This is a genomic window from Streptomyces chryseus (assembly GCF_014650755.1).
Classification (GTDB): Bacteria; Actinomycetota; Actinomycetes; order Streptomycetales; family Streptomycetaceae; genus Streptomyces; species Streptomyces chryseus.
Window position 1 is genome coordinate 1 of the sequence record NZ_BMVO01000024.1, and the last position, 25,381, is coordinate 25,381.

20 protein-coding genes and 1 tRNA gene are annotated in these 25,381 nt (G+C 72.7%); 6 read left to right on the forward strand and 15 right to left on the reverse strand.

Features of this window, described 5'->3' with window-relative positions; genetic code table 11:
* Positions 1-129: 129 nt before the first annotated feature.
* Positions 130-1,095: a YihY/virulence factor BrkB family protein gene (locus IE185_RS26655; RefSeq protein WP_138899587.1), complete on the forward strand. Its 966-nt coding sequence runs from the start codon at positions 130-132 to the stop codon at positions 1,093-1,095.
* Positions 1,096-1,171: 76 nt separating this feature from the next.
* Here IE185_RS26655 and IE185_RS26660 read toward each other — a convergent pair whose 3' ends face one another.
* A complete protein-coding gene (locus IE185_RS26660; RefSeq protein WP_189716150.1) occupies positions 1,172-2,080 on the reverse strand; it encodes a TetR/AcrR family transcriptional regulator in 909 nt (302 codons plus the stop codon).
* A gap of 400 nt (positions 2,081-2,480) precedes the next feature.
* Here IE185_RS26660 and IE185_RS26665 point away from each other — a divergent pair, with 400 nt between their 5' ends.
* A complete protein-coding gene (locus IE185_RS26665) occupies positions 2,481-3,461 on the forward strand; it encodes a terpene synthase family protein (RefSeq protein WP_138898576.1) in 981 nt (326 codons plus the stop codon).
* Here the strand turns inward: IE185_RS26665 and IE185_RS26670 are convergent.
* The 6 genes from IE185_RS26670 to IE185_RS26695 all read right to left on the reverse strand — a co-directional run bounded on the left by IE185_RS26670 (position 3,436) and on the right by IE185_RS26695 (position 8,684).
* A complete protein-coding gene (locus IE185_RS26670; protein WP_138898575.1) occupies positions 3,436-4,971 on the reverse strand; it encodes a cytochrome P450 in 1,536 nt (511 codons plus the stop codon). The two genes, IE185_RS26665 and IE185_RS26670, sit on opposite strands and share 26 nt — an antisense overlap.
* Positions 4,972-5,003: 32 nt before the next feature.
* A complete protein-coding gene (locus IE185_RS26675) occupies positions 5,004-5,615 on the reverse strand; it encodes a GTP-binding protein (RefSeq protein ID WP_138902105.1) in 612 nt (203 codons plus the stop codon).
* Positions 5,596-5,970 carry a DUF742 domain-containing protein gene (locus IE185_RS26680; RefSeq protein WP_138895194.1) on the reverse strand — a complete coding sequence of 125 codons (375 nt, stop codon included), beginning with the start codon at positions 5,968-5,970 and terminating at the stop codon, positions 5,596-5,598. The genes IE185_RS26675 and IE185_RS26680 overlap by 20 nt, the downstream gene beginning before the upstream one ends.
* The gene (locus IE185_RS26685) at positions 5,967-6,374 is read right to left on the reverse strand and encodes a roadblock/LC7 domain-containing protein (protein WP_138895193.1); all 408 of its coding nucleotides are present in this window, start codon (positions 6,372-6,374) and stop codon (positions 5,967-5,969) included. The genes IE185_RS26680 and IE185_RS26685 overlap by 4 nt, the downstream gene beginning before the upstream one ends.
* Positions 6,371-7,942, reverse strand: a complete 1,572-nt coding sequence (locus IE185_RS26690; RefSeq protein ID WP_138895192.1) for an ATP-binding protein — start codon at positions 7,940-7,942, stop codon at positions 6,371-6,373. Before IE185_RS26690 ends, IE185_RS26685 begins: the two co-directional genes overlap by 4 nt.
* Before the next feature lie 319 nt (positions 7,943-8,261).
* Positions 8,262-8,684 carry a DUF350 domain-containing protein gene (locus tag IE185_RS26695; RefSeq protein ID WP_138895191.1) on the reverse strand — a complete coding sequence of 141 codons (423 nt, stop codon included), beginning with the start codon at positions 8,682-8,684 and terminating at the stop codon, positions 8,262-8,264.
* Positions 8,685-8,820: 136 nt separating this feature from the next.
* Here IE185_RS26695 and IE185_RS26700 point away from each other — a divergent pair, with 136 nt between their 5' ends.
* Positions 8,821-9,132 (forward strand): hypothetical protein, encoded by a 312-nt coding sequence (locus IE185_RS26700; protein WP_138895190.1) that lies wholly within the window; start codon positions 8,821-8,823, stop codon positions 9,130-9,132.
* A gap of 131 nt (positions 9,133-9,263) precedes the next feature.
* Here the strand turns inward: IE185_RS26700 and IE185_RS33305 are convergent, their stop codons facing one another.
* Positions 9,264-10,805, reverse strand: a complete 1,542-nt coding sequence (locus tag IE185_RS33305; protein ID WP_138895189.1) for an RNA polymerase sigma factor — start codon at positions 10,803-10,805, stop codon at positions 9,264-9,266.
* Between the two features lie 176 nt (positions 10,806-10,981).
* Here IE185_RS33305 and IE185_RS26715 point away from each other — a divergent pair, with 176 nt between their 5' ends.
* A complete protein-coding gene (locus IE185_RS26715; RefSeq protein WP_138895188.1) occupies positions 10,982-11,767 on the forward strand; it encodes a cobalt-precorrin-6A reductase in 786 nt (261 codons plus the stop codon).
* On the opposite strand, the gene cobF is transcribed toward IE185_RS26715, so the two are convergent.
* Both cobF and IE185_RS26725 read right to left on the reverse strand, forming a co-directional pair.
* The gene (gene cobF, locus IE185_RS26720; protein ID WP_138895187.1) at positions 11,736-12,500 is read right to left on the reverse strand and encodes a precorrin-6A synthase (deacetylating); all 765 of its coding nucleotides are present in this window, start codon (positions 12,498-12,500) and stop codon (positions 11,736-11,738) included. The two genes, IE185_RS26715 and cobF, sit on opposite strands and share 32 nt — an antisense overlap.
* On the reverse strand, positions 12,497-13,030 hold the full coding sequence (locus tag IE185_RS26725) for a DUF309 domain-containing protein (protein ID WP_138895186.1): 534 nt from the start codon (positions 13,028-13,030) through the stop codon (positions 12,497-12,499). The genes cobF and IE185_RS26725 overlap by 4 nt, the downstream gene beginning before the upstream one ends.
* A 93-nt stretch (positions 13,031-13,123) precedes the next feature.
* Here IE185_RS26725 and IE185_RS26730 point away from each other — a divergent pair.
* A tRNA-Pro gene (locus IE185_RS26730) sits at positions 13,124-13,200 on the forward strand.
* Between the two features lie 134 nt (positions 13,201-13,334).
* Here the strand turns inward: IE185_RS26730 and IE185_RS26735 are convergent.
* From IE185_RS26735 to IE185_RS26750, 4 genes are all read right to left on the reverse strand, one after another.
* The gene (locus IE185_RS26735) at positions 13,335-15,857 is read right to left on the reverse strand and encodes a SpoIIE family protein phosphatase (protein ID WP_138895185.1); all 2,523 of its coding nucleotides are present in this window, start codon (positions 15,855-15,857) and stop codon (positions 13,335-13,337) included.
* Positions 15,854-18,415: a SpoIIE family protein phosphatase gene (locus IE185_RS26740; protein WP_138895184.1), complete on the reverse strand. Its 2,562-nt coding sequence runs from the start codon at positions 18,413-18,415 to the stop codon at positions 15,854-15,856. The genes IE185_RS26735 and IE185_RS26740 overlap by 4 nt, the downstream gene beginning before the upstream one ends.
* Positions 18,416-18,422: 7 nt before the next feature.
* Positions 18,423-21,347, reverse strand: a complete 2,925-nt coding sequence (locus IE185_RS26745; RefSeq protein WP_229843712.1) for a helix-turn-helix transcriptional regulator — start codon at positions 21,345-21,347, stop codon at positions 18,423-18,425.
* Positions 21,348-21,537: 190 nt separating this feature from the next.
* The gene (locus IE185_RS26750; RefSeq protein ID WP_229843713.1) at positions 21,538-23,337 is read right to left on the reverse strand and encodes a S8 family serine peptidase; all 1,800 of its coding nucleotides are present in this window, start codon (positions 23,335-23,337) and stop codon (positions 21,538-21,540) included.
* 574 nt (positions 23,338-23,911) lie between these two features.
* On the opposite strand from IE185_RS26750, the gene IE185_RS26755 reads away from it, so the two are divergent.
* Positions 23,912-24,448 (forward strand): DoxX family protein, encoded by a 537-nt coding sequence (locus IE185_RS26755; RefSeq protein WP_138899360.1) that lies wholly within the window; start codon positions 23,912-23,914, stop codon positions 24,446-24,448.
* Between the two features lie 27 nt (positions 24,449-24,475).
* Here IE185_RS26755 and IE185_RS26760 read toward each other — a convergent pair whose 3' ends face one another.
* Positions 24,476-25,357: an oxygenase MpaB family protein gene (locus tag IE185_RS26760; RefSeq protein ID WP_138899359.1), complete on the reverse strand. Its 882-nt coding sequence runs from the start codon at positions 25,355-25,357 to the stop codon at positions 24,476-24,478.
* Between the last annotated feature and the right edge of the window lie 24 nt (positions 25,358-25,381).

Genomic DNA, 25,381 nt, shown 5'->3' on the forward strand with positions numbered 1-25,381 from the left:
AGAGTAGGACGCCGCCGAACAAATTTTATGCCCCGGCCCCTGGACTTATGTCCAGGGGTCGGGGCTTTTTTGCGTTCAGGGACCGTATTCTCTTTCGCGTACGGAACATTTGAAGGAAGCGGGCGTTCGATGGGAACTGTGGTGCATGTCCCCCAGACTCGGGACATGATCGGGGAGGAGCTCTCCGGCGACGAAGCCCTGACTGCTCTGCGGCACTACGGGGGGCGCAAGCTGTTCCTCGATGCCTTTGCTCGCTTCCGGTACGCGGACGGCTTCAGCCACGCGCGTTCGCTGGCCTTCCAGGTGGTGCTCGGCATAGTGCCGTTCGCCATCGCGCTGGTGGGTGTCGCCGCGAGTGTGCACACCGACAGCGTGGGGCGGGTCGTGGAGCTGACGCTCGGCCACATCGTGCCGGGTGCGAGCAACGAGCTGGTGGAAGAGGCCCTGGCGGACACCCGGCGCAGCGCCGGCGGCAGTACGTCGATCGCCGTCGCGATGTGGCTCGGGCTCGGCTTCGCCGTACTGAACCTCACCTCGGCCATGGGGCAGATCGAGCGCGGCAGCAACCGCATCTACGGAATCGAGAGGGACCGGCCCTTCCACGCGAAGTACGGGCGGAGCCTGCTGCTGGCGCTGGGGGCCGGCATGCCGATGGTGCTCGGCTTCCTGGCACTCGTCGCCGGCGAGGCCGTGGGGGATTCGCTGGTCGAGGCGCTGGGGTGGCCCGAGTCCCTGCTCGACCTGTGGGGGCCCCTGCAGGTCCCGGTGGGTGTGCTGCTCGCCCTGCTGGCGTCCGCGGTGATCTTCCGCTGGGCGCCCCGCCGCGACCAGCCGGGCTACACCTGGCTCGCCGTCGGCTCCGCCGTCCACCTGGTGCTGTGGGTCGTGGCGACCTGGCTGCTCGCCCTGTACGTCGCGAAGAGCGGTTCCTTCGGCGCGGTCTACGGCCCGCTCACCGCTTTCGTGGCCCTGATGCTCTGGGCGAATCTCACCGGGATCGCCCTCTTCCTGGGCGTCGCGTTCGCCGCCCAGCTCGAAGCCGCCCGCGCGGGCATCCTGGAGCCGGTCAGGCCCGATCCGGGCCCGGGCGCATGAGACCGCGCGGGCGGCCTCGAACGTACCCGGGGCAGCCGGGACCAGAGTGAGGGACCCTCCTGCGGGGGCGGGGAGTTCAGTCCTCGGGGGAGGGTCGGTGTACGGCCAGGGTGGCGTCCACGTACGCGAGCAGCGCCGTCCGCATGGCGTCGGGGCTCGTGCCGGCGCCGGAGCCCGGTGCGGCGGCCAGGACCTGTGCGGCCAGGCCGTCGATCAGCGCGGTCAGCCGCAGCGCGTCGGCGTCCGGGTCCGTGGTGGGACGGAACACGCCCTGGCCGACGCCGCGTCGCAGAACGTCGGCGACCGTGGCGCGCCACTGGCGGCCGTGCTCGATGTGCAGCCGGCCGACGGCGGTGGAGCGGGCCGCCTCCGCCCACAGGTCGAGCCAGATGCTCCACTGCCATCGCCGGAGGCGGGTGTACGGCGTCCGGAGCTCGATGAGCCGGCGCAGTTCGTCCGCCGCGCCGTCCGCGTCGGCGATGTGGTTCGCGCGGCGGGCGGAGTCCTCGTCCACGCACCAGCGCACAGCCGCTTCCAGCAGCTCGTCGCGGCCCGGGAAGTGGTAGTGGATGGCGGCGGTGCTGGTGCCGCAGGCCTCGGCGATGTCGGCGACCCGTACGGCGTGGAAGCCGCGTTCCGCGATCAGCCGCACGGTCTCCCGGACGATCTGGAGCGGCCTGCCGCCCTGGGGTGCACCGGCTGCCGAGGCACGGTCGCGGCGTACGGCGGAGGGCCTCGCGGCGGCCTCGGTACGGGTCCCCAGAAGCCAGGCCGCGTCCACGTCGGTGGTATCGGCGATACGTGCCAATTCGGCCACTGTGAACCGGCGGGTTCCGCTGAGCGAACGGGACAGTTTCGACGGGTCCATGACGTTCCGTCGGGCGAACTCGCGCTGGCTCACGCCCGCGGTGGCGATCACCTTACGCACGCGCGCGGCGACCTCACCGCCGGTGTCGCCGACTCGGCTCGCGGGATCCGGCTGCATGGTCGGCCACCGTACCCCTGCGTTGAGAGGAACACAACGGGCGCGAGGCGTGCGGCCTTGCGTGGCAAGGAGAGCGGTCGAGTGATGAGGCGCTGACTGATGCGTCAGTCGCCGTCATAACCCGTGAGAACCCCCGGCACAGCGGTGAAAGCGGACTTCTGCAACTTTGGGCAACTCACGATCAACTTGGTTCAGGCAAGGGTCAGTTGCATCGTTATTGCTGGTCGGTCATGGGCATATACGCCCCAGCGCACGCGGGGCACTCAAGAGGAGGCCGAACATGAACGTAATCTCGCCAAGTCGACCGGGCCGGCAGTTACCGAGGGCGCCCTTCTATTGCCCGGTGCCGTCCGCCGTCCATCCGTCGGCCGAGGCGCTCAACGACATGACGGTGCGTTGGATGCTCCAACAGAGCCTCGACACGGACGATCATCAGCGACGGCGGCTCGCGCTCTGTGACTTCGGCGGTCTGACGGCGTCCACCATGCCGTACGGGCAACTCGAACCGCTCACGCTGATGGCGAGGTTCCACGCCGTGCTCTTCTCGCTCGACGACGGCGTGTGCGACGAGGCGTACGTCACCGCGGACACGCTCGCGCAGGAGACGTCCCGGATCATGCGGGCCATCGAGGCCCCGACCGTCCAGCAGCCGGACGAGTCGCCGCACGCGGCGGCGCTGCGCTCCCTGCGGCTGCAACTGGAGCGGTACGCCTCCCGCCAGCAGCTCCGCCGCTGGACCGACGCCATGCGCGTCTATACCTCGGGACTCGTGTGGGAGGCGGCCTGGCGGCGCAACCCGGACCTGCCCTCTCTCAACGACTATGTGACGCTGTGGATGAGGGCCATAGGCATGGCCCCCTCCACCGCGATGATCGAGATCGTCGCCGGACACTCCGTTCCCGACCACGATGTGGAGGATCCCCGCGTACGGGCCCTCACCGAGATCACCTGGACGCTGGTCAGCTGGGACAACGACCTCTACTCCCGCAACAAGGAGCTCCTGCGGGCCGACGACAACCTCAACCTGGTCGACGTGCTGTGCCAGGAACTCGACTGCGACCCGCACCACGCACTCCAGGAGGCCGTGGAGATGCGGGACCGCGTCATGGTGCTCTTCCTGCGCCTGCGCGAGCAGGTGATGAGGGAGGCGGAGGGCGGCCTGCGCCGGTACGTACAGGGGCTCGGCCAGTTCGTCCGGGGGCACCTCGACTGGGCCTCCACCTGCCCCCGTTACAGCGTGCCGTCCACTTCGGAGGGCTCGGCGGACGACGGGTGGTGGAAGCAGCGTCCCGCCGACGACAGCTTCGAGCCGCTTCCCCTCCCGACGATCTCCTGGTGGTGGGACCAGCTGGCGGTCAGTAACCGCGCCACCAGCGGGTGACCGCCTGCCACAGCCGCTTGGGTGCCACCGGCCCGCGCTGAGCCGGAATCATGACCGGTGTCCGTGCCGTGCCGGGGAGCGGTACGGACGCGGACTCCGGCGCCGGGCCCGGCACCCGGGCCGGCTGCGGTGCGCTCGCGGCCACCGGCGTCGGCGAGTCGACCCGCCAGTCGGGCTGCGGCGTCGTGCGCGAGGCCGTGGTGAGATGGCCCGTGTCGGCCTCGGGCGGCCGGGCGGCGAACTTCACCGGGAGCTCGATGAGGTGCCGCGACATGAGCGCGCTGCGGTACTGCAACTCGTGCTCGGGGACCGAGAGTTGCAGATCGGGAAGCCGCATCAGCAGCGCGTCGATGCCGGTGTCGGCGATGGCACGCCCGATGTCCTGCCCGGGGCACTCGTGCGGCCCGCCGCTGAAGGCGAGGTGGGCGCGGTTGCCCTGCATCGAGGCGTGCGGGTCGGGGCGTACCACCGGGTCGACGTTGGCGGCGGCGATGCCGACGATCAGGGCGTCGCCCTTCTTGATCTGCTGGCCGCCGAACTCGGTGTCGCCGACGGCCCAGCGGCCGAGGATCGTGGTGAACGGCGGCTCGTCCCACAGCGTCTGCTCGACGGCCTCGGGCAGTGTCATGTGACCGCCGCTGAGCTGGGCGCGGAAGCGCGGATCGGTGAGCACCATGCGCAGGACGTTGGCGATCAGGTTCGCGGTCGTCTCGTACGCCGCGATGAGCACCAGCCGCAGGTGCTGGCTGACCTCGTCGTCGGTGAGCCCGGCCGGGTGTTCCACGAGCCAGGTCGTGAAGTCCTCCTGGGGCGCCACCCGGCGCCGGGCCACGTGCCGGCTCAGCACGCCCATCACATAGGCGTTGCTGGCGTTCGCCGTGGCCGTGCCCTTGATCATGTCGCGGGCGGACTGCACCATCCGCTCGTTGTACTCCTCGGCCATGCCGAGGATCTGGCACATCACCATCATCGGCAGGTGCTCGGCGAACCGGCCCACCAGATCCGCCTTGCCGTCCTGGCAGAAGCTGTTGACGAGCCGGTTGCTGTACCGGTTGATGTGGCGGCGTACGCCCCGGGTGTCGATGCGCGCGATGCTGTCGGTGACCGCGCCGCGCAGCCGCTCGTGGTCCCCGCCGTCCGCGAAGACGCACAGGGGCTGCCAGGTGAAGATGGGCGCCAGCGGGTGGTCCGGGGGGACGGTGCCGTCGGCGACCAGCCGCCACCGGCGCGCGTCGCGGGAGAACTGCGACGGGGTGCGCGTCATGTGCAGGTTCTCGGTGTGGCCGAGGACCAGCCAGGCCGGTACGTCGTCGTTGAGCAGTACGGGGGCCACCGGGCCGTGCTCGGCGCGCAGCTTCTCGTACACGGCCATCGGGTCGCTCTCGTGTTCCGGTCCGTACAGCCGGCGCAGGCCGCCCGGGCCCGTTCCGGTGATGGCGTGGGCCGGGCATCCCGGGGGCGGAAGGGCCCCGTCGTCCGCTCCGGGTAGATGGTGGAAGGGGGTGGTCACGGTCACTCCAGGGATCGGGCGATCGGGGGCGATCAGGCCGGCGGTTGCAGGGACAGGGCGTGCAGATAGCGCATCAGCGTCAGCAGCACGTCGCGGCAGGACCCGCGCCCTCGCGCGTCGCAGTCCACTATCGGCACTTCCGGGGGCAGGTCGAGCGCGGTGCGCAGGGCGTCGACGGGGTGCCGCGGCGCGTCGGGGAAGGTGTTGATCGCGACGACGAACGGCACGCCGCGCTCCTCCAGGCGTCCGATCACGTCGAAGCTCACTTCGAGGCGGCGGGTGTCGATCAGCACGACCGCGCCCAGGGCGCCCTCGAAGAGGCCGTTCCACAGGAACCAGAAGCGCTCCTGGCCCGGTGTGCCGAACAGATAGAGGATCAGCTCGTCGCTGATGCTGATCCGGCCGAAGTCCATCGCGACGGTGGTGGCGGTCTTGCCCTCCAGGTTGTCGTCGACGCCGACCCCGGCCTCGGTCATCGTCTCCTCGGTGGTCAGCGGACGGATCTCGCTCACCGAGCCCACCATCGTGGTCTTGCCCACGCCGAACCCGCCCACGATGACGATCTTCACCGCGGCCGTGGCCGTGGTGGGGAGAACGTCCTCGCTGCGCGGGCCGGTGATCGTGTCAGAGCTTCTGAAGTCCATGCATCACCGCTTCGAGGAGGGACCGGTCCGGCAGCGCCGCGCGGACGATCGGCGCCCGCGATTCGACCAGGTCGGTGGCGAGGAGATCGGTCAGTAGCGCCGTCACCACGCTGAAGGGCAGGCTGAGATACGCCGAGATCTCGGCCACGGACAACGGCGCCTGGCACAGCCGCAGGATGGCGGCCTGCTCGGGCTGGACCGTCGGCGTCGGTTCGGTGCGGGAGACAACCATGGTGACGAGGTCGAGCGGGGCCCGTTCGGCACCGTCCGGGCCGCCGGTCAGTACGTACAGCCGTTCCGGGTCCTTCGTCTCGTCGTTCTCCGGCTGTCGTCGTTCTCGTCGGGGCGGACTCATACGGTTCGCCCGTCGTGGCGCGGCGGGCTGGTCAGATGAGCTCCGATCCGGATGACCAGATCCCGCATACGGGCGCCCATGAGGCCGGCGTCCACCGTGTCGTCGGCGAGTACGGCGAGGTACGCCCCGGTCCCGGCGGCCATCAGGTAGAAGAGCCCGCCGTCGACCTCGATGACGACGAGCCGCATCTTGCCCTCGCTGTACGGGATCTCCGTGGCGACGGCCGCGGCGAGGCTCTGGAGCCCCGCGCAGGCCGCCGCGAGCCGGTCGGCGGCGTCGGGGTCGCCGCCGTGCCGGGCGATGCGCAGTCCGTCCGCGGACAGGACGACGATCTGCTGGACCTGCGGCACCCCGTCGGCCAGCTCTTTGAGCATCCAGTCGAAGTTCGCCCGCTGCGTGATCACTTGAGATCTCCCTTGTCCAACGCGTCATCTGGTTCGTCACCGGCAGACGGGTCAGGCGCCTCGCCGTTGAACCCCTTGGTGAAGGCTTCGAGCCAGAGCCCCGGCTCCGGCTCTTCCTTGGCCGCGCCGTTCGCGTGGCCGTTGGTGTGGCCGTTGAGCGCCCCGGGGCGCTGCTCCGGCGGCAGGTTGTGCGAGCCGAGCGGCGCCCGGCCCCGGCTGCGGCGCTGCGGAAGCCCCTGCGCCGTCCATTCGGTCACCTCGGGAACGTCCTCCTCCCGTGCGACCGGCACGTGCACCGGCCGCTTCGGCTGGGCGGCCGGCCGCGGCTTGCGCCGGGGGACGCGTGCCTCCTCCGCCGCGGACAGGCCGGACGGGCCCTGCCGGGGGACGGCGGTGGCGCCGATGCCGTGGGCGATGCCGGGCGCGGGCCCGGTGGTGATCACGCCGCGCGGCACGATGAGCACCGCGCGGACCCCGCCGTACGCGGACTGCCGCAGTGAGACCTTGAGGTCGTACATCTGGGAGAGCCGGCCGACCACGGCCATGCCGAGCCGCGGCGTCTCACCGAGGTCGTTGAGGTCGATGCCCGCCTGCGCCTGCGCCAGCATGCGCTCGGCCCGGCCCCTGGCCTCCTCGCTGAGGCTGACGCCGCCGTCCTCGATCTCGATGGCGATGCCGGTCTGCACCTCGACCGCGGTGACGTGCACCCGGGTCTGCGGAGGTGAGTAGCGCGTGGCGTTGTCGAGGAGCTCCGCGCAGGCGTGGATGAGCGGTTCGACGGCCGTGCCGACGATGGCGACCTTGGCGATCGAGTGCAGATCGACCCGCTGGTACTCCAGGATCCGGGACATCGCGCCGCGCAGCACGCTGAACAGCGGTACGGGCTCGGGCCATTGGCGTCCGGGGCGGCCACCGCCGAGTACGGCGATGGAGTCGGCGAGGCGGCCGATCAGCGAGGTGCCGTGGTCCAGGCGCAGCAGGTCGTCGAAGACGGCGGGGTTGCGCCCGTGGTCCTCCTCCATCAGCCGCAGTTCGCTGGACTGCTGGTGGACGATGGCCTGCACGCGGCGCGCGATGTTGACGAAGGCGCGCTGCGCGGAGTCGCGCATCGCCTCCTCGTTGTCGACGATTTCGAGGACCGAGCGCACCAGGGCGCGCTCCGGTTCGGGGAGATCGCGGTACGTCGGGTCCGCGTCCACCATGTCCCGCATCACCTCGGCGGGCGACTGGCCCTGCCGCAGACGGCGGATGGTGGCCGGGAGCAGTTCGTTGCTGAGCCGCAGGGTCTGCCGGTCGTGGCCGGTGACACGCTGATCGAGGAGGGCCAGGCGCTGCCCGTACTCCGCGCGCAGGGCGTCCATCGCCCGTCCGCGGCGCACGACTTCGGCGGCGACGGCCGTCACCACCACGGTCGCCAGCGCGCCGAAGCAGACGACCGGTGTCCGGGAGGCGGCCGGTACGACGACGTACGCGACGACGGTGGCCGCGGCCATCAGGAGGACGGGTGGCACGAGCGCGCGAAAGAAGGGGGATTTTCGGTCAGTTGGAGGCGATTCAACGCGAACCATGTAAACCCTCTGGCGGTCGATTCGGGATGTTTTCGAGCTGTCCGGACACTTGCGAACAAGTGCGTGATTTCATATCAACTCGGCGCGCTTCGAGCGAGCTTAGCCAGATAGGATCAGTGCGACGGCATATTCACGTAACCCTCTGCACGGGCCCACCCGGCGGGTTTAGACTCGCCAATTTTGCACACTGGGCTCATGCGCGTGCGCAAGGAGTAACTGAACGGGTGACGTATGGGCCCTGTGTACGCACAAAGGCCGCTCCCGCGGTAGCGGAAGCGGCCTGGGCCGGGCGAGGTGAGGGGCGCGTCGCGCCCCCGCCTCAGGCGATGGACGCCGAAATGATCGCCGCCACGGCGACGTTGCACGAGGCGGTCACCCACACCGCCGGGTGCGGCTCGTCCTGGACCAGCGTCTCGCCCAGCTTGCCCGGCGTCACGAGGTCGACGACCCAGAACGCCACCGCCATCATCACGAGCCCCAGCACCCCGAACGCGGCGGTCGACACGAGGCCCTTGCCGAAGTCGGTGTACGTCGTCCAGATCGAGGTGAACACGATCCCGCCGATGCCCAGCAGTGCCGAGCTCAGCAGCAGCGCCGCGTTGCGGTTGCGCTGCTCCCAGATCTGCCGGCCGAGCTTGCCGGGCGTCAGGGCGTCCACCAGGAATATGCCGAGCGTCAGCAGCACCACGCCCAAGGCGCCGTAGGCGGCGGAGCGGCCAAGTCCGTTGACGATGTCTTCCATGGGTCTGCAGTCTCCGCGCGTGAAGTGGATCGTGGTCAAGGAGAGGCAAAACCTATCGCACGGGTGTCCTGGAGAGGCGGGACGGATTGCGGCACCGCGTCCCGGTTGCCGGTACGACCGATTACGATCCGAACTCATGAGCGCTTCTGACCAGGAACAGGCCGTGACCGACCCCACTCCCGCACGGACCGGCGGCCTCGCGCCCCGTCAGGCCAGGCGCCTGCGCGTCGCCGCCGCCTCGGTCCTGATGGTGGTGGTGGCGGCGGTCCTGGCGGTGCGGCTCGCGAGCCGGTCGTCGGTCCTGGTCGTCGGGGTGTACGGGCTGGCGCTGATCCTGTGCGGAGGCGTGATCGAGCTCAGCCGGCGCGGGCGCACCCGCCTGGCGACCTGGCTGCTGGGCGCGGGCCTGGCGGCGGCCGTGGCGACGGACGCCTTCCTGATCCCCTGACCCCCCGCGCACCCGGGCCCCGCTGAACCGGCGCCCGGCAGAACGCCCCCGGAACGCGGCTCGGCGCCACGGGCGAGTGATCTGCCCGAGGCGCCGAAGCCGCTGTGCGGGAGCCGGGGCTCCCGGACCTCCTAGTCGAGGTAGTCGCGCAGCACCTGCGAGCGCGACGGGTGGCGCAGCTTGGACATCGTCTTCGACTCGATCTGGCGGATGCGCTCACGCGTCACGCCGTAGACCTTGCCGATCTCGTCCAGCGTCTTCGGCTGCCCGTCCGCCAGACCGAAGCGCATCGAGACCACGCCCGCCTCGCGCTCCGACAGGGTGTCCAGCACCGAGTGCAGCTGCTCCTGGAGGAAGGTGAAGGAGACCGCGTCGGCCGGCACGACCGCCTCGGAGTCCTCGATGAGGTCACCGAACTCGCTGTCGCCCTCCTCACCCAGCGGGGTGTGCAGCGAGATGGGCTCGCGGCCGTACTTCTGGACCTCGATGACCTTCTCCGGGGTCATGTCGAGTTCCTTGGCCAGCTCCTCCGGGGTAGGCTCGCGGCCCAGGTCCTGGAGCATCTGGCGCTGTACACGGGCCAGCTTGTTGATGACCTCGACCATGTGCACCGGGATGCGGATGGTGCGGGCCTGGTCGGCCATCGCGCGGGTGATCGCCTGACGGATCCACCAGGTGGCGTACGTCGAGAACTTGAAGCCCTTGGTGTAGTCGAACTTCTCCACCGCGCGGATCAGACCGACGTTGCCCTCCTGGATCAGGTCCAGGAAGAGCATGCCGCGGCCGGTGTAGCGCTTGGCCAGCGAGACCACCAGACGGAGGTTGGCCTCCAGCAGGTGGTTCTTGGCGCGGCGGCCGTCCTCGACCAGGATCTCCAGCTCGCGGCGGAAGACCGGGTCCTGCTCGTCCTCGTCCTCCAGCTTGTGCTCGGAGAAGAGACCGGCCTCGATGCGCTTGGCGAGCTCCACCTCCTGCTCGGCGTTGAGCAGCGGGACCTTGCCGATCAGCTTCAGGTAGTCCTTGACCGGGTCGGCGGTGGCGCCGGCGACCATGACCTGCTGCGCGGGCGCGTCGTCCTCGTCCTCGTCGGACAGGACGTAGCCGTCACCCTGCTGCGGCTGCTTGGCCGGCTTCTCGTCCGCCTCGTCCGGGGCGGCCGACTCGTCGGCCCAGGCGTCGCCCTGCGGCTCCTCGGGGGCCGCGGCGGCCTTCTTCGCGGCGGTCTTCTTCGCGGTCGTCTTCTTCGCGGCGCGCTTCGCCGGGGCCGCCGGAGCCTCGGCCTCGGCGGCGGAGTCCATTACCGATATTGACGCGGGAGCCGCCTGAGACGTCGCCGAAGCGGTCTTCTTGACGGTCTTCTTCACCGCGGCCTTCTTGACGGCCGGACGCTTCTCCTCGTCACGCGCGACGGCCTTGCGGGCACGCTTGACCGGCGCCTTGGCCGGAGCCTTGGGCGCCGTGACCATGAGCGTCACGCCCTCTTCGTCGAGGACCTGGTTGAGGCTGCGCAGCACCCGCTTGAGCTGGTCCGCGGGAATGCTGTCCGCCTCGAAGGCGTGGCGTACGTCGTCGCCGTTGATGTGACCCTGCTCCTTGCCACGCTCGATGAGCGCGACCAGGGAAGGGGATTCCGCAATCTCCTGTGGGAACGGGCGGGACGGACTGACCGACACGAGGAGCCTCTCGTAGCAAAAATGATGACGGGGCGAGGTCGCATGACGTAAGGGGCAGCGCGACGACACCTGTGAGTTCATCGCACGCTCGCGCCATTTCGTTACGCCTTGAATGGAGTGACCTGAACCACTTTCCCGAAACGGCCCGCTCGGGGCCCCTCCGGTAGCGTGACGGCATGATCACCGGCACTGCCCACGCACTGATACTCGGCGGTACGACGGAAGCCAGGCAGCTCGCGCGGACACTGGCCCCGGTCCCCCTCCTGCGGGTCACGACCTCACTCGCGGGACGGGTGACACAACCAAGGATGCCTGAAGGTGAGATTCGCGTCGGAGGCTTCGGCGGTCCGGGGCCGATGGCGGCCTGGCTGACCGAGCACCGGGTCACCGCCGTGGTCGACGCGACGCACCCGTTCGCCGCCGTGATCAGCGCGAACGCGGCCACGGCGGCGGCCGCCGCCGGGGTCCCGCTGGTCGCCCTGCGCCGCCCCGGCTGGCAGCCGGGCCCGGGCGACCGCTGGCACCACGCCGACGACCTGGACGGCGCGGCGGCGCTGCTGCCGGGGCTCGGCCGGCGGATCTTCCTGACCACCGGCAGGCTCGGCCTGGCCGCCTTCGCCGGCCTGGACGGGCTCGACTTCCTCGTACGGTCCGTGGAGGCCCCACAGCCGCCGCTGCCGCGCCGTACCCGGCTCCTGCTGGACCGCGGCCCGTACACCGTCGAGGGTGAGACGGAGGTGCTGCGCACGTACGCCGCCGACGTGCTCGTGACCAAGGACAGCGGCGGCCCCGCCACCGCCGCCAAACTCACCGCCGCCCGCGACCTCGGACTGCCGGTCGTCGTCGTACGGCGGCCGCCTCCGCCGCCGGGGGTGCGTACCGTTCCCGACGCGGCCGGGGCGGTCGCGGAGCTGGAGCGGCTCGGGTGCCTCAGCCCCGGCGCAGCAGGTACGTGTCCATGATCCAGCCCTTGCGGGCGCGGGCCTCGGCGCGCAGGCGCAGGATCCGGTCCGACACCTCGGAGAGCCTGCCGGAGACGAGGATCTCGTCGGCCGTCCCGATGTAGGCGCCCCAGTAGATGTACGGGTCCTCCTCGGCGTACCGCTGGAAGACCTGGTGCGCGTCGAGCATCACCACCACGTCGTCCGTGCCCTCGGGCCAGCCCTCCGCGAGCCGCCGCCCCGTCGTGATCTGGACGGGCTTCGCGACCCGGTTCAGACCGGTGCGGTGCCGGGCGACCAGCGCGGACACGCTGCTGACGCCGGGGACGACGTCGTAGTCGAAGGTCACCTCCCCCCGCTCCAGGATCTCCTCCAGGATGCCGAGGGTGCTGTCGTACAGCGCCGGATCGCCCCACACCAGGAACGCGCCGGTCTCGTTCTCGCCGAGCTCGTCGGTGATCATCGCCTCGAAGACGTCGGCGCGGCGGCTGCGCCAGTCGCCGACCGCGGGGGAGTAGTCGGCGCCCCCGGCGCGGCGGTCGCGGTCCGGGTCGCGGCCCTCGACCAGCCGGTACCGCCGCCCGTCCGCGATGTGACGGTCGAGGATCTCGTGCCGCAGCCGGATCAGGTCGGACTTCTCCTCGCCCTTGTCGAGGAGGAAGAAGACGTCGACCGTGTTGAGCGCTTTGACGGCCTGGATCGTCAGATGGTCCGGGTCGCCCGCGCCGATGCCTATGACATGAATCGTTCTCACCGGACGGAGTCTGCCGCATCGGGTCCGGCGGCTTCGGCCCGCCCACGCAGGCGCGGAGCGCTCGCGGCCGCCGGTACGGGCTCCTGCCGCCGCTCCACCCGCCCGGCCAGCTCCTTCGCCCACGCGGTGAGTTCGGTGACGGCGATCCCGTACGGACGGGCGTCGCCGTACGCGGCGAGGCCGGCCGCCCCGCGCCGGAGCAGCGTCGAACCGCCGCTCCTGTTGCCCCGCGCCGCGTGGGTGAGGCCGACGGCGAGCTGGGCCAGGCCGCGCCACAGGGCGCGTTCCGCCTCCGGGCCGGACTTCCAGGCGTCCTCGAAGACCTCGTGCGCGTGGAACGGCATACCGGCGTCCAGCAGCCGCTGCGCCTCGTACACCGTCTCGTCCCCGGTGCGCTCCACGCCCTCCGGCTGCCGCGCCACGCCCTCGGCCCCGTACGGCAGCGGCCTGCCGAGCCCGTCGCGCGGCCGCGCGTTGCGCGCCCGGCCCTCGGGGTCGCGGTCCCTCCTGTCCTGTTCCCTGTCGTCCATCCGCCCATTGTCACCGGAGTCGGGAGCACGCACAGAGTGAGGTATGGTTCTGTTGCGCGCCCAGCCAGGGGAAACCCCAGGTCAGGCGGGCACCGGGACGTGGCGCAGCTTGGTAGCGCACTTGACTGGGGGTCAAGGGGTCGCAGGTTCAAATCCTGTCGTCCCGACCAGCGTTTACGCGGGTCGAAGGCCGTGTCGGAGAGATCCGACGCGGCCTTTTCGGTTTTCCGGCCCGGGCGAGGGCCCGGGCAAGGCCCCGGGCGGCAGTCCCGGCGGCGGGCCGAAGGGCGGGCCGGCGTACGGCTCACAGGTCGTCGTCCCACGCGTCGAGGTCCAGCTCCTGCGGGGTGAGCGGCTGTTCGGCCCAGATGGTCTTGCCGGTGGGGGTGTAGCGCGTGCCCCACTGCTGGGTCATCCGCGCGACGAGGAACAGGCCACGGCCGCCCTCGTCGTCGCTCCGGGCACGGCGCAGGTTCGGTGACGTGTGACCGCTGTCGGAGACCTCGCAGATCAGGGTCCGGTCGCGGATGAGCCGCAGCTGGATCGGTCCGGAGGAGGCGTACCGGACGGCGTTCGTGACCAGCTCGCTCACCACCAGCTCGGTGGTGAACGACAGCTCCTCCAGCCCCCACTCGCCGACCTTCTTCGTCGCGACGGCGCGTGCGAAGGAGACCGCCTCCGGATCGGCCGTCAGCTCCCAGCCGGCCACCTGGTCGCGGCCCAGGGTGTGCGTACGGACGAGGAGCAGCGCGACGTCGTCGTCCACGGGTCCGGGCAGCAGCGCCGCGACCGCCCGGTCGCACAGCGCGTCCAGCGGGCGCCGGTGCTCGGTGAGGACGGAGCCGAGCCGGTCGAGCTGCTCGCCGAGGCCCCGCTCGCGGCTCTGCACGAGACCGTCGGTGAACAGCGCGAGGACGCTGCCTTCCGGCAGGCTCAGCTCCGCCGTCTCGAAGGGCAGGCCGCCCAGTCCGAGCGGCGGGCCCGCGGGCAGGTCGGGGAAGGTGACGGCACCGGTCGCGGGGTCGACCACGGCGGGGGCGGGATGGCCCGCCCTGGCCATCGCGCACCGGCTGGACACCGGGTCGTACACGGCGTACAGGCAGGTCGCGCCCTGTGCCTCGTCGTACGGCATGGTGTGGCCGTCGACGGCGGCACCTTCGTTGGCCGCTTGTGTCACCAGGTCGTCCAGGCGTGCGAGGAGTTCGTCGGGGGCGAAGTCCAGCCGGGCGAGCGCCCGTACGCTCGTGCGCAGCCGGCCCATGGTGGCGGCGGCGCGCAGTCCGTGACCCACCACGTCCCCCACGACCAGGCCCACCCGGGTACCCGACAGGGGGATGACGTCGAACCAGTCGCCCCCGACCCCCGCCTTGTTGTCCGCGGGCAGATAGCGGTACGCCAGGTCCACGCCGGACAGCTCCGGGAGGTTCTGCGGCAGCAGGCTGTGCTGGAGCATGAGGGCGGCGGTGTGCTCGCGGGTGTAGCGGCGCGCGTTGTCGATGCTCACGGCGGTCCGGGCGACGAGCTCGTCGGCCACGGCCAGTTCGCCGGCGTCGAACGGGTCGCGGCGGCGCTGCCGTTCGAACGTGACCACGCCCAGGGTGGCGCCTTCGGCGCGCAGCGGCACAGCGAGCCGGGCCCGCGGCTGCCCGTCGGCGTCGTCCGCTGTGTCCGCTGTGTCCGGGCGCTCGTGCACCGAGCGGCCCGAGGACAGGCTCCGGGCCTGCGGGGAGTCGGGCGGGTAGTCGATCCGCCGCCGGTCCTCGGGCCGGTCCAGGGCGGCCGCCCCGCCGTGCGGACTCCACACGCGGATCACATCGCCCGCCTCGGCACCGACGGTCGGCTGGTCGCCGTCCAGGACCGCCTCCAGGAGGTCGACCGTGACCGCGTCGGCGAAGCGCGGGACCGTGACCTCGGACAACTCCTGCGCCGTACGGGCCGTGTCCAGGGTCGTGCCCACCTGCCCGCCGGCCCGCACCAGCAGGTCCAGACGTTGCTGCGCCTGGTAACGGTCGGTGACGTCCGTCGTCTCCTCGCACACCCCGAGGGACGACCCGGTGGCGTCGCGCAGCCAGTAGTACGAACAGGACCAGACGTGGTCGCGCCGCGGGTCGAAGGGCGGGCGGCCGCGGTAGTGGAGGCCGATGACGGGCTCGCCGGTGGCCATCACCTGCCGCATCGTCTCCTCCAGGGTCGGCGGATACCGGTCGGACAGGATCTCCCCTTCGGCGACCATCTCGTCCGGGCCCACCCCGGCGTACTGCATGGTCCCCATCTCCCGGTAGAGGGCGGCGTTCGTCCACACCACCCGAAGGTCGGTGTCGTAGATCGCCAGGCCCACCGGCGACTGGGTGGCGAGCCCGCGCAGCATCGACTGGAGCGCCTCCCACTGCTCCGCCTCCTCGGCGTCGGCCACCGCCAGCAGTCGGGCCGGTCCCGTGCCGGCGGGGGACAGCGCGAGGGTGGCCGCGGCCACGCGGACGACGCGGCCGTCGCGGTGGCGCATCCGCAGCACCCGGCGGCGGACGGGCGTCGTGTCCGGGGGGCCCGGGGTCAGGAGGTCTGCCATGGCCGTGCCCGTGGCCGGGGGGCTCTTGGCCGTACCGCCGCCTTCTTCTCCGGGCGCGGTGTCCGCGTCGTCGTCACCGTCGACCACGAGCGCGTCGACGGGCCGGCCGAGCACGTCCTGCGGTTCGTGTCCCAGCAGTCCGCGCGCCGCCGGACTCCAGCCGACGACCGTACCGTCGGTGTCCAGCACCACGGTGCCCGCTCGCGAGACGTCGAGAGGGCCGCGGGAGCCGGCGTTCCCGGCCGCGTGTACCGCGCTCATGGCGCCTGCCTTGTCGGCTCCGACCAGCGGGCGGCGAGCAGGAGCGCGATGTCGTCGGGCCGGTCGGCGGCCTGCCTGGCCTCGTTGATCAGGCGGTCCGCCGTCTCGGCGAGCGACGCCGAGCCGATGGCGGAGAAGGTGGCGCGCAGATGCTCGATGCCCAGGTCGATGTCGATGCCCGCCTGCTCCACCAGCCCGTCCGTGAACAGGGCGAGGACGGCGCCCGGCTCCAGCCGCAGTTCGGTGACGGGGTACGACGCCTCGGCGTCCACGCCCAGCACGATGCCGCCGGCCAGGTCCAGGACCTCAGCCGTGCCGTCGGGGTGGCGCAGCAGCGGCTGCGGGTGCCCGGCCCGTACGGCCTGCGCGACTCCGGACACGGGGTCCAGGACGATGTAGCAGCAGCTGGCGAACTGGCCCGGATCGATGTCGATGAGCAGGCGGTTGGTGTCGCGCATCACCTCCCGGGGGTCCTGGCCGGCGAGGGCGAACGCCCTTACGGCACTGCGCAGCTGGCCCATCGTGGCGGCCGCGGCGACACCGTGCCCCTGCACGTCGCCCACCACCAGGGCGAGCCCCGTGCCCGTGCCGACCACGTCGTACCAGTCGCCTCCCACCTCCATGCCCTGGGTGCCGGGCAGATAGCGGGCGATGGTGTCGACGTTCTCGACGACGGGCAGCCGGTGCGGCAGCAGCGCGCTCTGCAGGCCGCGCGCGAGGGCGGCTTCGGAGTCGTAGCGCTGGGCCCGCTGGAGGGCCTGGGCGATGAGACCGGCCAGCGCGGTGAGGACCGTGCGCTCCTCGGGGCTGAAGCCGCGCGGCTCGTCGAAGCCCAGGATGCACGAGCCGACGGGGCGCCCGGAGGCGATCAGCGGCAGGAAGGCCCTGGCTCCGATGTGGGAGTCCATCGGGATGCCGGGGTAGGCGGCGGCCAGATGCTCCATGGACTCGAAGAACAGGGGGCGTCCCGAGGTGAGCGTCTCGACGCCGGGCAGCCGGGCGTCGAGCGCCACGCCGTCGAAGCGGTCGAGGAAGCCCCGCGGGAAGCCGGTCTCCCAGGCCAGGTAGAGGTGTCTCTCGTTCAGCAGGTAGATCGCCAGCTGACGGCCGCCGAAGGCGGGCAGCAGTTCGTCGGTGACCACGGCGGACACCTGGCGCGCGGTGACCGCCTCGGTCAGGGCGATGGCCAGGGCGACCGGGCGGTACAGCGCCGACGCGCGGTCGGCCGGGGAGCCCAGACCGGCGCCCGGCAGGGTGACGGATCCCGGGGCGTACGCGGGTTGGTCGGCCGGGGCGAAGGTGGCGGTCAGGCCGTCGTGGCCCGGGAACAGGGAGACCGACAGCCACTCCTCTGGGCCGGGGGCGCCGTGGGTCGTGAAGTGGACGTCCTCGTCGGAGAGCAGCGCGGCGCGGAGGTGCTCCTCGTACGCCGGGTGGCCGAACCACGGCAGGGCCTCCCACAGGACACGGCCGATCAGCTGGGACCGCGCGTGGCCGAGCAGCGTCTCCGCGCTGCGGTTCAGATAGGTGATCCGTCCGACCCGGTCGAGCGAGAGGACGGCGCGCGGAAGCCGGTCGGTCGCCTCCTCGACGACCGGGCCGGTGCCGAAGTCCACCAGGAAGCCGCTCAGGCGGCCGCCGGGGCCGCCGCCGGGCGGGCGGGCGCGGGCGGTGAGTTCCAGCAGGTGCGGGCGTCCGTCGGGGCCCCTCAGCCGCATCCTGCGCGTCGCCGGGGCGCCCGACCTCGCCACGTGGCGGGCGAGGGCCCACAGCCCGTAAGCGTCCTCGGGCGCCAGCCGCGCCGCCAGCGCTTCGATCGTGCCGGGGAAGGCCGCCGGGGAGGTGCCGAGGATGGCGCACAGCTCGTCGTCGGCCGACACCGTGCCGGCGGCCAGGTCCCAGTCGAAGTTCCCGATCCGCACCGGCGGTGTGGTGACGGACGGCAGCTGGACGCAGACCGGCTCGCCCTCCCACTCGACGGCCTTCCCTGCGGCGCTCAGCCCGGCCAGCTCGGCGGCGAGCCGGTCCCCGGCCTGCCGCATGCGGCGGCGGTCGGTGTCGTCGACGGGCGAGCCCTTGGTGGCCGCCCGCAGCACCACCAGCACCCCGAACTTCTCCCGGCCGTCGGTGACCGGAACGTACAGAGAGCCGAAGGGGAACGGCAGCCCGGCCATCAGCTGCGGAAACCGGCGCATGGCCTCCTCGGCGTGGGCGAGGTGGACGGGCCGGCCCGACCGGTACGCCTCCGCCACCGGGAAGGGACGGTTCACGTGCATGCGCCACCAGGGGCGGAACAGCGCGCCGGGCAGCCCGCCCAGGACCGCCAGGCGCAGCAGCCCCGGCGTCCGCGAACGCAGGTAGACCCCGCCGGCGAACCCGCCGGCGGACTCGATCGCGTGCACCGAGGCTTGCGCGAGCACCAGGGCGAGTTCGTCCGGGGCTCGGCCGTCGCTGTGCGGTTTCCCGGTGGTCGCCCCGCTCTGGCTCGGCGGTGCGGGCCCGGCCGCGCCGTACCAGGTCACACAGCAAGGATGCTCCCCGGCTGTGGTGGCGCGCATCTTCGCGTCAGCCGGCCGCCGGGCTTTCCGCGGCGGCGGCCGCGGGCCGGTGGCCGGGCCGGGCGGTCAGGGCGGTCGCCAGCTGGGCGCGCGAGCGGACGTCCAGTTTCTGGTAGATCCGGGTCAGCCGGGCCTCCACCGTCTTCACGCTCAGGTACAGCTTCGCCGCCGCCTCCTGGTTGCTGGCGCCCCGGCCGACGAGCTGGGCGAGGCGCAGTTCCGCGTCGGTGAGGGCGGAGAGGCTCTCGCCGTTCGCCGGGGCGGCTTCGGCCGTACGGGACGACGTCTCGGTCGTCAGCCCCAGCCAGGGGACCGCGCCCGCGCGCTCGAAGACCGCCGCGGCGGCGTGCAGCGCGCTCTGGGCGGCCGACCGTCTGCGCCGGCGGCGCTCCACGCGGGCGAGCGCGATCAGTGCCCGGCCGCGCTCCAGCGGCAGCCCCGCCCCGCCGAAGCTCTCCGCCGTGCGGGCCAGCAGGCCGGCCGCCTCGTCCGCCTTGCCGCTCGCCGCGAGGTACAGCGCGTACGCCCGGTCGCAGCCGAGGAGCACCGTCGTACGGCTGAGGCGTTCGGCGACCGGCCGCACCGCGTCGAGCAGGGCGGCGGCCTCCTCGGGGGCGTCGTTGGCCAGCAGCGCCTCGGCCAGCTCCTCGTGCCAGCGCAGCATGGACGGGTCGACGGTCGACTGGGCGCGCTCGCCGGTCTGGACGCGGCGCAGGCTCTCCAGCGCCGACGCCACGTCGCCGTTGATCAGCTGGACCCGGCCGAGCGCGTACAGACTGCGGGAGAGGAAGACGTGGTCGCCCTCCTCCTCGGAGGCCCGGACACTGCGCCGGGCGTAGCTCGCGGCGCGTTCGAAACTGCCGCCCGCGGTCTCCGCGAGGGCCAGGGCGTACCAGGCGGGGCCGGGTGAGAGACCGGCCTCCAGGGTCAGGGCGAGCGACCGGCCGGCGTGCGCGAGGGCCGCCGCGCACTGGCCCTGGCGGGCGTCGATCTCGGCGAGCGTGCGGAACAGCTCGATGGAGTCCTCCACCGGTCCGCGGCGCTCGACCAGCGGCAGCAGCGCGTTCAGCTGGTCGCGGGCGTCCGTGAGCCGGTCGTCGAACATGGCGTGGCGGATCGTCAGGATCTGCGCGGCGTTGCGGATACCGAGCGGACGCTCGAAGACCTCCAGGGCCCGCGCCTCGGCCAGCACCCGCTCCGCGTCCGGCGAGCCGAGGACCCGGTCCATGCGCGCCTGTACGGTCAGGGCCCTCGCCGCCGTCCTGCGGTCGCCCACCGAGCCGGCCAGCGCGGCGGACTCGACGGCGGCGGCCCGCGAACGCAGCGGATCGCCGTCGGCCAGGACGTACTTCACGGCGAGCCGGAGCTGGACGGCCGCGCGCAGCGCCGTGTCGCCCTCGGAGTCCTCCATGGCGTGGACGTAGATCTCTTCGAGGTCGCACAGCCCCTGGCCCGCCGTGTCCAGCACCGCGAGCCGCGCGCGGACCCGGTCGGCCGGGGCGGCGTCGCGGGCGAGCAGATCGGTGGCCGCGCGCATGGCCAGGTCGGCGCGGGCCGCGCGGGCGGCCTCCTCGGCGGCGTCGACCAGCCTGGCCAGCCGCCGGGCGCCGTCGCCCACGGGCGTGGACTCGGCGGCCAGCAGGGCGAGTTCGGCGGCGAGCGCGCTGTTGCCCCGGCGCCGTGCGAGGTCGGCGGCCGCGGCGACCTCGGCGGCCAGGTCCGCGTCGGGGATGTCCGTGGCCAGGGCCCGGTGGCGTACCTCCTCGACGGGGTCGTCGACGACCCGGGCGAGCGCGGCGTGGCCCGCGCTGCGCTCGGTCCAGCAGGCGTCGTGCACGAGCGTCGACGGCAGGACACCGGCGGTGAAGCCGACCGTCCCGTCCTCGTCGAGACAGATCAGGTTCGCGCGCTCGGCGGCGGCGAGGTCGGCCTCGGCGGTGGGGCGGCCGGCCCGGCGTATCAGCGAGGCCGTCGGGCGCAGCGCCAGCGCCGCCAGCAGCAGCGTGGCGCGCACGTCGGGCGAGGCGGCGCCCAGGAGCTGCCGGGCGAGGTCGCGGGCCCGCCCCGACAGCGACAGCGCCTCGGCGTGGTGCACCGGGGTCCGCGCGTCGGCGAGGGAGCGGCCGACCGCCAGCGCGAGCCGGGGGTTGCCGCCGCTGGCGCGGTGGATGCGGCCGGCCATCCGGGAGGGCAGCCGGTGGTGGATGAGGAGCTCGGCGATCTCGTCGGCGTGCAGCGGCGGCACGAACAGGACATCGGCCTCGGAGGGCACCCACAGCGGCTCCGGCCCGGCCGGTCCGGGCCGGGGCGCGGCGCCGCCGGGAGGGCCGGCGCCGTACGGGGACGGCGTCTCGACGGCGAGCACCCGCAGCGCCGACGGGGCCAGGTGCAGGGCGAAGCGCATGAGGTCGGCGCTGGTGTCGTCGACGCGCTGCACCCCGTCGACCACCAGCAGGACGGGGCCGCGCCCGGCGAGGGTCCGCAGGATCTGGGCCAGGGCGAGCCGCAGGGCGATGGCGTCCCAGCCGTCGTCGGGGATGACCGCCTCGCGGCACAGCATCGCGACGGCGGTGCGCTGCGGGCCGGGCAGCCCTTCGAGCAGGTCGTACGTCCCCGGGTCGGCGGGGCCGCTCCCGCCGTCGGCGCCGCCCGGGCCGCTGTGGGCCGTGCCGGCCGCGGGCAACGAGACACAGGCCGCGACGGACGCGACGAGGGCGGCGGCGGCCGCGCCCGGCATGTCGCGGTCGGCGGGCAGCGTGGCGAGCCAGATCACTGTTTCGCCGCGGGCCTCGGCGCGCGCGACGGCGGCCAGGGCGAGCTCGGTCTTGCCGACTCCGGCGGGCCCGGTGAGCAGGGCGCGGCCGCGGGTGTGCAGGACCCGTTCCAGCCGCGTGAGGAGCTCCGTCCGCCCGACCGGCGCGGGTCGGTTCACCGCCGACGCCACGAACCCACCACCGCCTTCCGGTGCGCGCGAGCCCACTGCCCGTGCGAGCAGAGAATACGAAGTCGACAGCCGCCGTCCAGACCGGTTGTCCGGCATGCGGACGCACAGCAGACGGGGCGCGCCCGCGGCAAGCCGTGGACGCGCCCCTGAACAGCGTGGATGTGACGTACTAAACGTCTCAGAAGGTGAGACTCCAGCTGTCGATGTATCCGGTGTCACCGGAGGCCACATCGCGCACCTGGAGCTTCCAGGTGCCGTTGGCGACCTCGCTGGACGCGTCGACCGTGTACGTCGTGACGACGTTGTCGGCGCTGTCCGAGGACGACGAGGCCTTCAGATTGCGCACGGTGCCGTCCGGGGCGACCAGGTCGACGACCAGGTCGCCGCGCCAGGTGTGCTTGATGTCCACGTCGACCTTGAGGGCGGCGGGGGCGTTGCCGGTGCGGCCGGTCACGGCGAGCGAGGAGGCGACGGTCGTGTTGTCGTTGATCGTCACGTTCGCCGCGTTGGTGAAGGTGGCGCCGCCGGGGGTGGTGGTGCCGGTGACGGCGTTCACGGTCTTCACGGTGTCGGCGATGCCGGTGCCGCAGCCGCCCGAGCAGGTGCCGGGCAGCGGCCGGGCGTTGGCCTTGATCGCGGACTCGATCTCGGCCGGGGTGAGCGTGCTCTTGGCCGACTTCAGCAGCGCGGCGAGGCCGGCGATGTGCGGGGCGGCCATCGAAGTGCCCTGGTAGGGCTTGTAGTTCTCGGCGGACTGCGTGGTGGTGCCGGAGTTCAGCGTCGAGAGGATGCCGTTCTCGGGGGTGGTGACGGTACCGGGCGTGTCCGTGGCGCGACGGGTCTCGCCGCCGGGCGCGGAGACGTCGATGCCGGTGCCGAAGTTCGAGTAGAACGAACGGTTGCCCTCGCGGCTGGTGGACGCCACGTTGATGACGCCGGAGCAGTTGGCGGGCGTGAAGCCGGACACGTTGGCGTTGCTGTTGCCGGCTGCCACGACCACGGTGGTGCCGCGCGAGACGGCGCCGTTGATCGCGGTCTGGTAGACGCTCGGGCAGGTGGCGCTGGCGCCGCCGAGGCTCAGGTTGACTACCTTGGCCGGGGTCGCGTTGGCCGTGACGCCCGGGACGGTGCCGCCGGACGCCCAGGTGATGGCGTCGGCGATGTCCGCCGAGGAGCCGCCGCACTTGCCGAGGACGCGCACGGGCTGGATCTTCGCGTTGTACGCGATGCCCGCGATGCCCTTGGTGTTGTTGGTCGTGGCGCCGATGGTGCCGGCCACGTGCGTGCCGTGCCAGGAGGAGTTGCTCGCCTTGGAACCGGTGCCGCACTCGCCGTCGGTGGCGTTCCAGTCGCCCTCGTCCTTGGCGTTGTTGTCACGCCCGTTGCCGTCGCGGGCGTCGGCGGACGAGGAGATGAAGTCGTACCCGGCGACTACGTTGCCGGCCAGGTCCGTGTGGGCGGCGTAACCGGTGTCGATGACGGCGACGGTGACGCCGCTGCCGGTGGTCTTGTCCCAGGCGCCGGGGACGTTCATGCCGCCGGTGGCCTCGAAGAGGTCCCACTGCTTGGCGTAGTCGGTGTCGTCCGGGGCGGCCGCCATCGCGTAGGCGCGGATGTCGGGCTCGACGGACGCGACCGAGGTGTCGGCGCGGAACGCGGCCATGACCTCGGCCAGGTCCTTCTTCGACGCCTCGCCGCCCAGATCGACCAGGGCGGCGCCGCCGGCGAGGCGGCGCTCGAACGACAGGCTCTCGCCGGTCTTCTCGCCCTTGGCGGCGGCGTCGTTCTTGGCCGCCGTGTTGGAACCGGCCTCGGCGGCCTTGGACTTGTACGTGACGATGACCTTCTCGACCGGGGCGGCCGGCAGTCCGGTCATGGCCTGCGAAGCCGGGGCGGGCTTCGGGGAGGGGCCCGTGGCGGCGGCGGACGCCACGGAGGAAGTGGCAACGACGCCGGCGATCGTGGCGGTCGCGGCCACGACGGATATGAGTCTCCGCCTGGAACCGTTCAAGGTGTTCCCTTTCATGACTGACGTGCGGAGCGCGGGCGGGCGGCGCGGGAGTCGCGCGTGGCGTGGGGGCCACGGATCCGCGGTTCCTGGGCCGGGTCAGCCCGTGCGCCGCCGCCGGCGCTACGACCCTGGGTCAAGGCCGTCGCCCGGCGTACCCCACCCTTTACATGCACCTGACAGCCAATGGTCAGGAGACGGGATTCGCCGGTGCGGCAGACAGTAGGGAACGGCGAGATGAACCCGATACGGGGAAAACCCTTGTCGCCCCCGCGAGGGGTCCGGGCGGAGAGAGGGAGGGGCCCGGGGGGACGCCGGGTGTGGGCGCTGCTCGGGCGGTGCGTTCGCGGCGTGCGGTCTTCAGGCTGTGGGCCGACGACGCCGTACGTACGTCGGTCGGCGCAATCCCGCTACGGGCGGCCGGGATCACGCTCCGGCGTACGGGGCAACTGCTGCCCGCGGTGCGGGCGAAATGGTGCGCGACGTGCGTTTCGTGACGAAAGTGGAGGCACAGAAGCGCCCCCTCACACGCTGGGAGAACCTCATGGCTCACCTCAACCGACGCGATCTCGGCCTGTTCGTACTGCGCGCGGGCACCGGCGCCGTCCTGGCGGCGCACGGCACCCAGAAGCTGCTCGGCTGGTTCGGCGGCGGAGGTGTGGAGGGGACCGCGGCGGCCATGGAGCACATGGGCTTCACCCCCGGACGGGAGAGCGCCGTCGCGGCGGGACTCGGCGAGGCGGGCGGCGGGGTGCTGCTGGCCCTCGGGCTCGCGACGCCCGCGGCCGGCGCGGCGGCGGCCGGAGCCATGGCCGGGGCCGTAGCCGTGCACGCGCCCGCCGGGTTCTTCGCCCAGTCGGGCGGCTACGAGTACCCCGCCTTCCTCGGCTTCGCGGCGGCCGCCATCGGCCTCGCGGGACCGGGCCGCTACTCGCTCGACCACGCCATGGGCCACCACTTCGACCAGCCGTGGACCGTGGCGCTGGCCTTCACCGGCTGCGCCCTCGCGGCGGCCGGGGTCCTCAGCAAGCGCAGCAAGGCGCAGGCGCCGGCGGAGAGCGCCGACGAGGCCCCGGTCTAGGGGCGGGGCGTGGGGCGTGCCGTGTGGTCAGGCGGGGTCCGCGGTGCGCGGTGGAGGTGCCATCGCCCACCGGATCGTCCTGGTCAGGGCGTGTCCGGTGAACCGCACGCAGGTCCGCTCCAGCCCCGGCAGGTACGGCAGTCGCAGCGGCTCACGGGCCCACGGCGGAAGCGTCGAGACCGCGTTCGCGGCGAGGACGGCGTACGGCGGGCGGGCGATCCAGGGCAGCGGCGGGTGCAGCAGGATGTAGTGGGCTGCCTCACGTGCCTCAGGGGTGGCGCGCAGCTCGGGGCGGTAGGCCCGCAGCCGCTCGTCGAGCTCCGCCCGCGTGCGCGGCGGATCACTCACCCCGAGCGCGGTGGCCACCCGCGCCATGTCCGCGACGTACGCGTCGCAGCCGTCCGCGTCGAGGGGCCGCAGGCCGTAGAGCTGGTGGGCGTACAGGAAGCTGTCCACCTCGGCGACGTGGACCCAGGCCAGCAGGTGCGGGTCCGCGGCGTGGTAGGGCTCCCCGGCGGCGGTCGTCCCCCGTACCCCCTGGTGCACGGACCGGACCCGGTCGACGGCCCGCTGGGCGTCCCACGCCGTGCCGTAGGTCGTCGTCGCCAGGAACGTGCTCGTGCGCTGGAGGCGGCCCCACGGATCGCCCCGGTAGCCGGAATGGGCCGCGACGGCGGCCATGGCGAGCGGGTGCAGGGACTGCAGCAGCAGGGCCCGCAGTCCGCCGATGAACATCGACGCGTCCCCGTGCACGACGCGCACGGGTCTCTCGGGGCCGAACCAGCGCGGCCCCGGGGTGTCATGGATCCGCGCCCGCGTGCGTGCGCCCGAGGGGCCCGCGACCCGGGTGAACAGGCTGCTGCCCAGCCGCTCGCGCAGAGCGCGGGCGCCGGGCGACGACACGTCCATGCGACCAGTATCCGCCGGTCCGCC

What these genes read in the sequence shown, in the direction of transcription:
- IE185_RS26665 (WP_138898576.1), top strand. Translation starts at nt 2,481, where the DNA reads ATGCTCCAACAGAGCCTCGACACGGACGATCATCAGCGACGGCGGCTC.
- IE185_RS26655 (WP_138899587.1), top strand. Translation starts at nt 130, where the DNA reads ATGGGAACTGTGGTGCATGTCCCCCAGACTCGGGACATGATCGGGGAG.
- IE185_RS26660 (WP_189716150.1), bottom strand. Translation starts at nt 2,080, where the DNA reads ATGCAGCCGGATCCCGCGAGCCGAGTCGGCGACACCGGCGGTGAGGTC.
- IE185_RS26680 (WP_138895194.1), bottom strand. Translation starts at nt 5,970, where the DNA reads ATGAGTCCGCCCCGACGAGAACGACGACAGCCGGAGAACGACGAGACG.
- IE185_RS26695 (WP_138895191.1), bottom strand. Translation starts at nt 8,684, where the DNA reads ATGGAAGACATCGTCAACGGACTTGGCCGCTCCGCCGCCTACGGCGCC.
- IE185_RS26755 (WP_138899360.1), top strand. Translation starts at nt 23,912, where the DNA reads ATGGCTCACCTCAACCGACGCGATCTCGGCCTGTTCGTACTGCGCGCG.
- IE185_RS26735 (WP_138895185.1), bottom strand. Translation starts at nt 15,857, where the DNA reads ATGAGCGCGGTACACGCGGCCGGGAACGCCGGCTCCCGCGGCCCTCTC.
- IE185_RS26740 (WP_138895184.1), bottom strand. Translation starts at nt 18,415, where the DNA reads ATGCGCGCCACCACAGCCGGGGAGCATCCTTGCTGTGTGACCTGGTAC.
- IE185_RS26700 (WP_138895190.1), top strand. Translation starts at nt 8,821, where the DNA reads ATGAGCGCTTCTGACCAGGAACAGGCCGTGACCGACCCCACTCCCGCA.
- IE185_RS26690 (WP_138895192.1), bottom strand. Translation starts at nt 7,942, where the DNA reads ATGGTTCGCGTTGAATCGCCTCCAACTGACCGAAAATCCCCCTTCTTT.
- IE185_RS26725 (WP_138895186.1), bottom strand. Translation starts at nt 13,030, where the DNA reads ATGGACGACAGGGAACAGGACAGGAGGGACCGCGACCCCGAGGGCCGG.
- IE185_RS26715 (WP_138895188.1), top strand. Translation starts at nt 10,982, where the DNA reads ATGATCACCGGCACTGCCCACGCACTGATACTCGGCGGTACGACGGAA.
- IE185_RS26760 (WP_138899359.1), bottom strand. Translation starts at nt 25,357, where the DNA reads ATGGACGTGTCGTCGCCCGGCGCCCGCGCTCTGCGCGAGCGGCTGGGC.
- IE185_RS26675 (WP_138902105.1), bottom strand. Translation starts at nt 5,615, where the DNA reads ATGGACTTCAGAAGCTCTGACACGATCACCGGCCCGCGCAGCGAGGAC.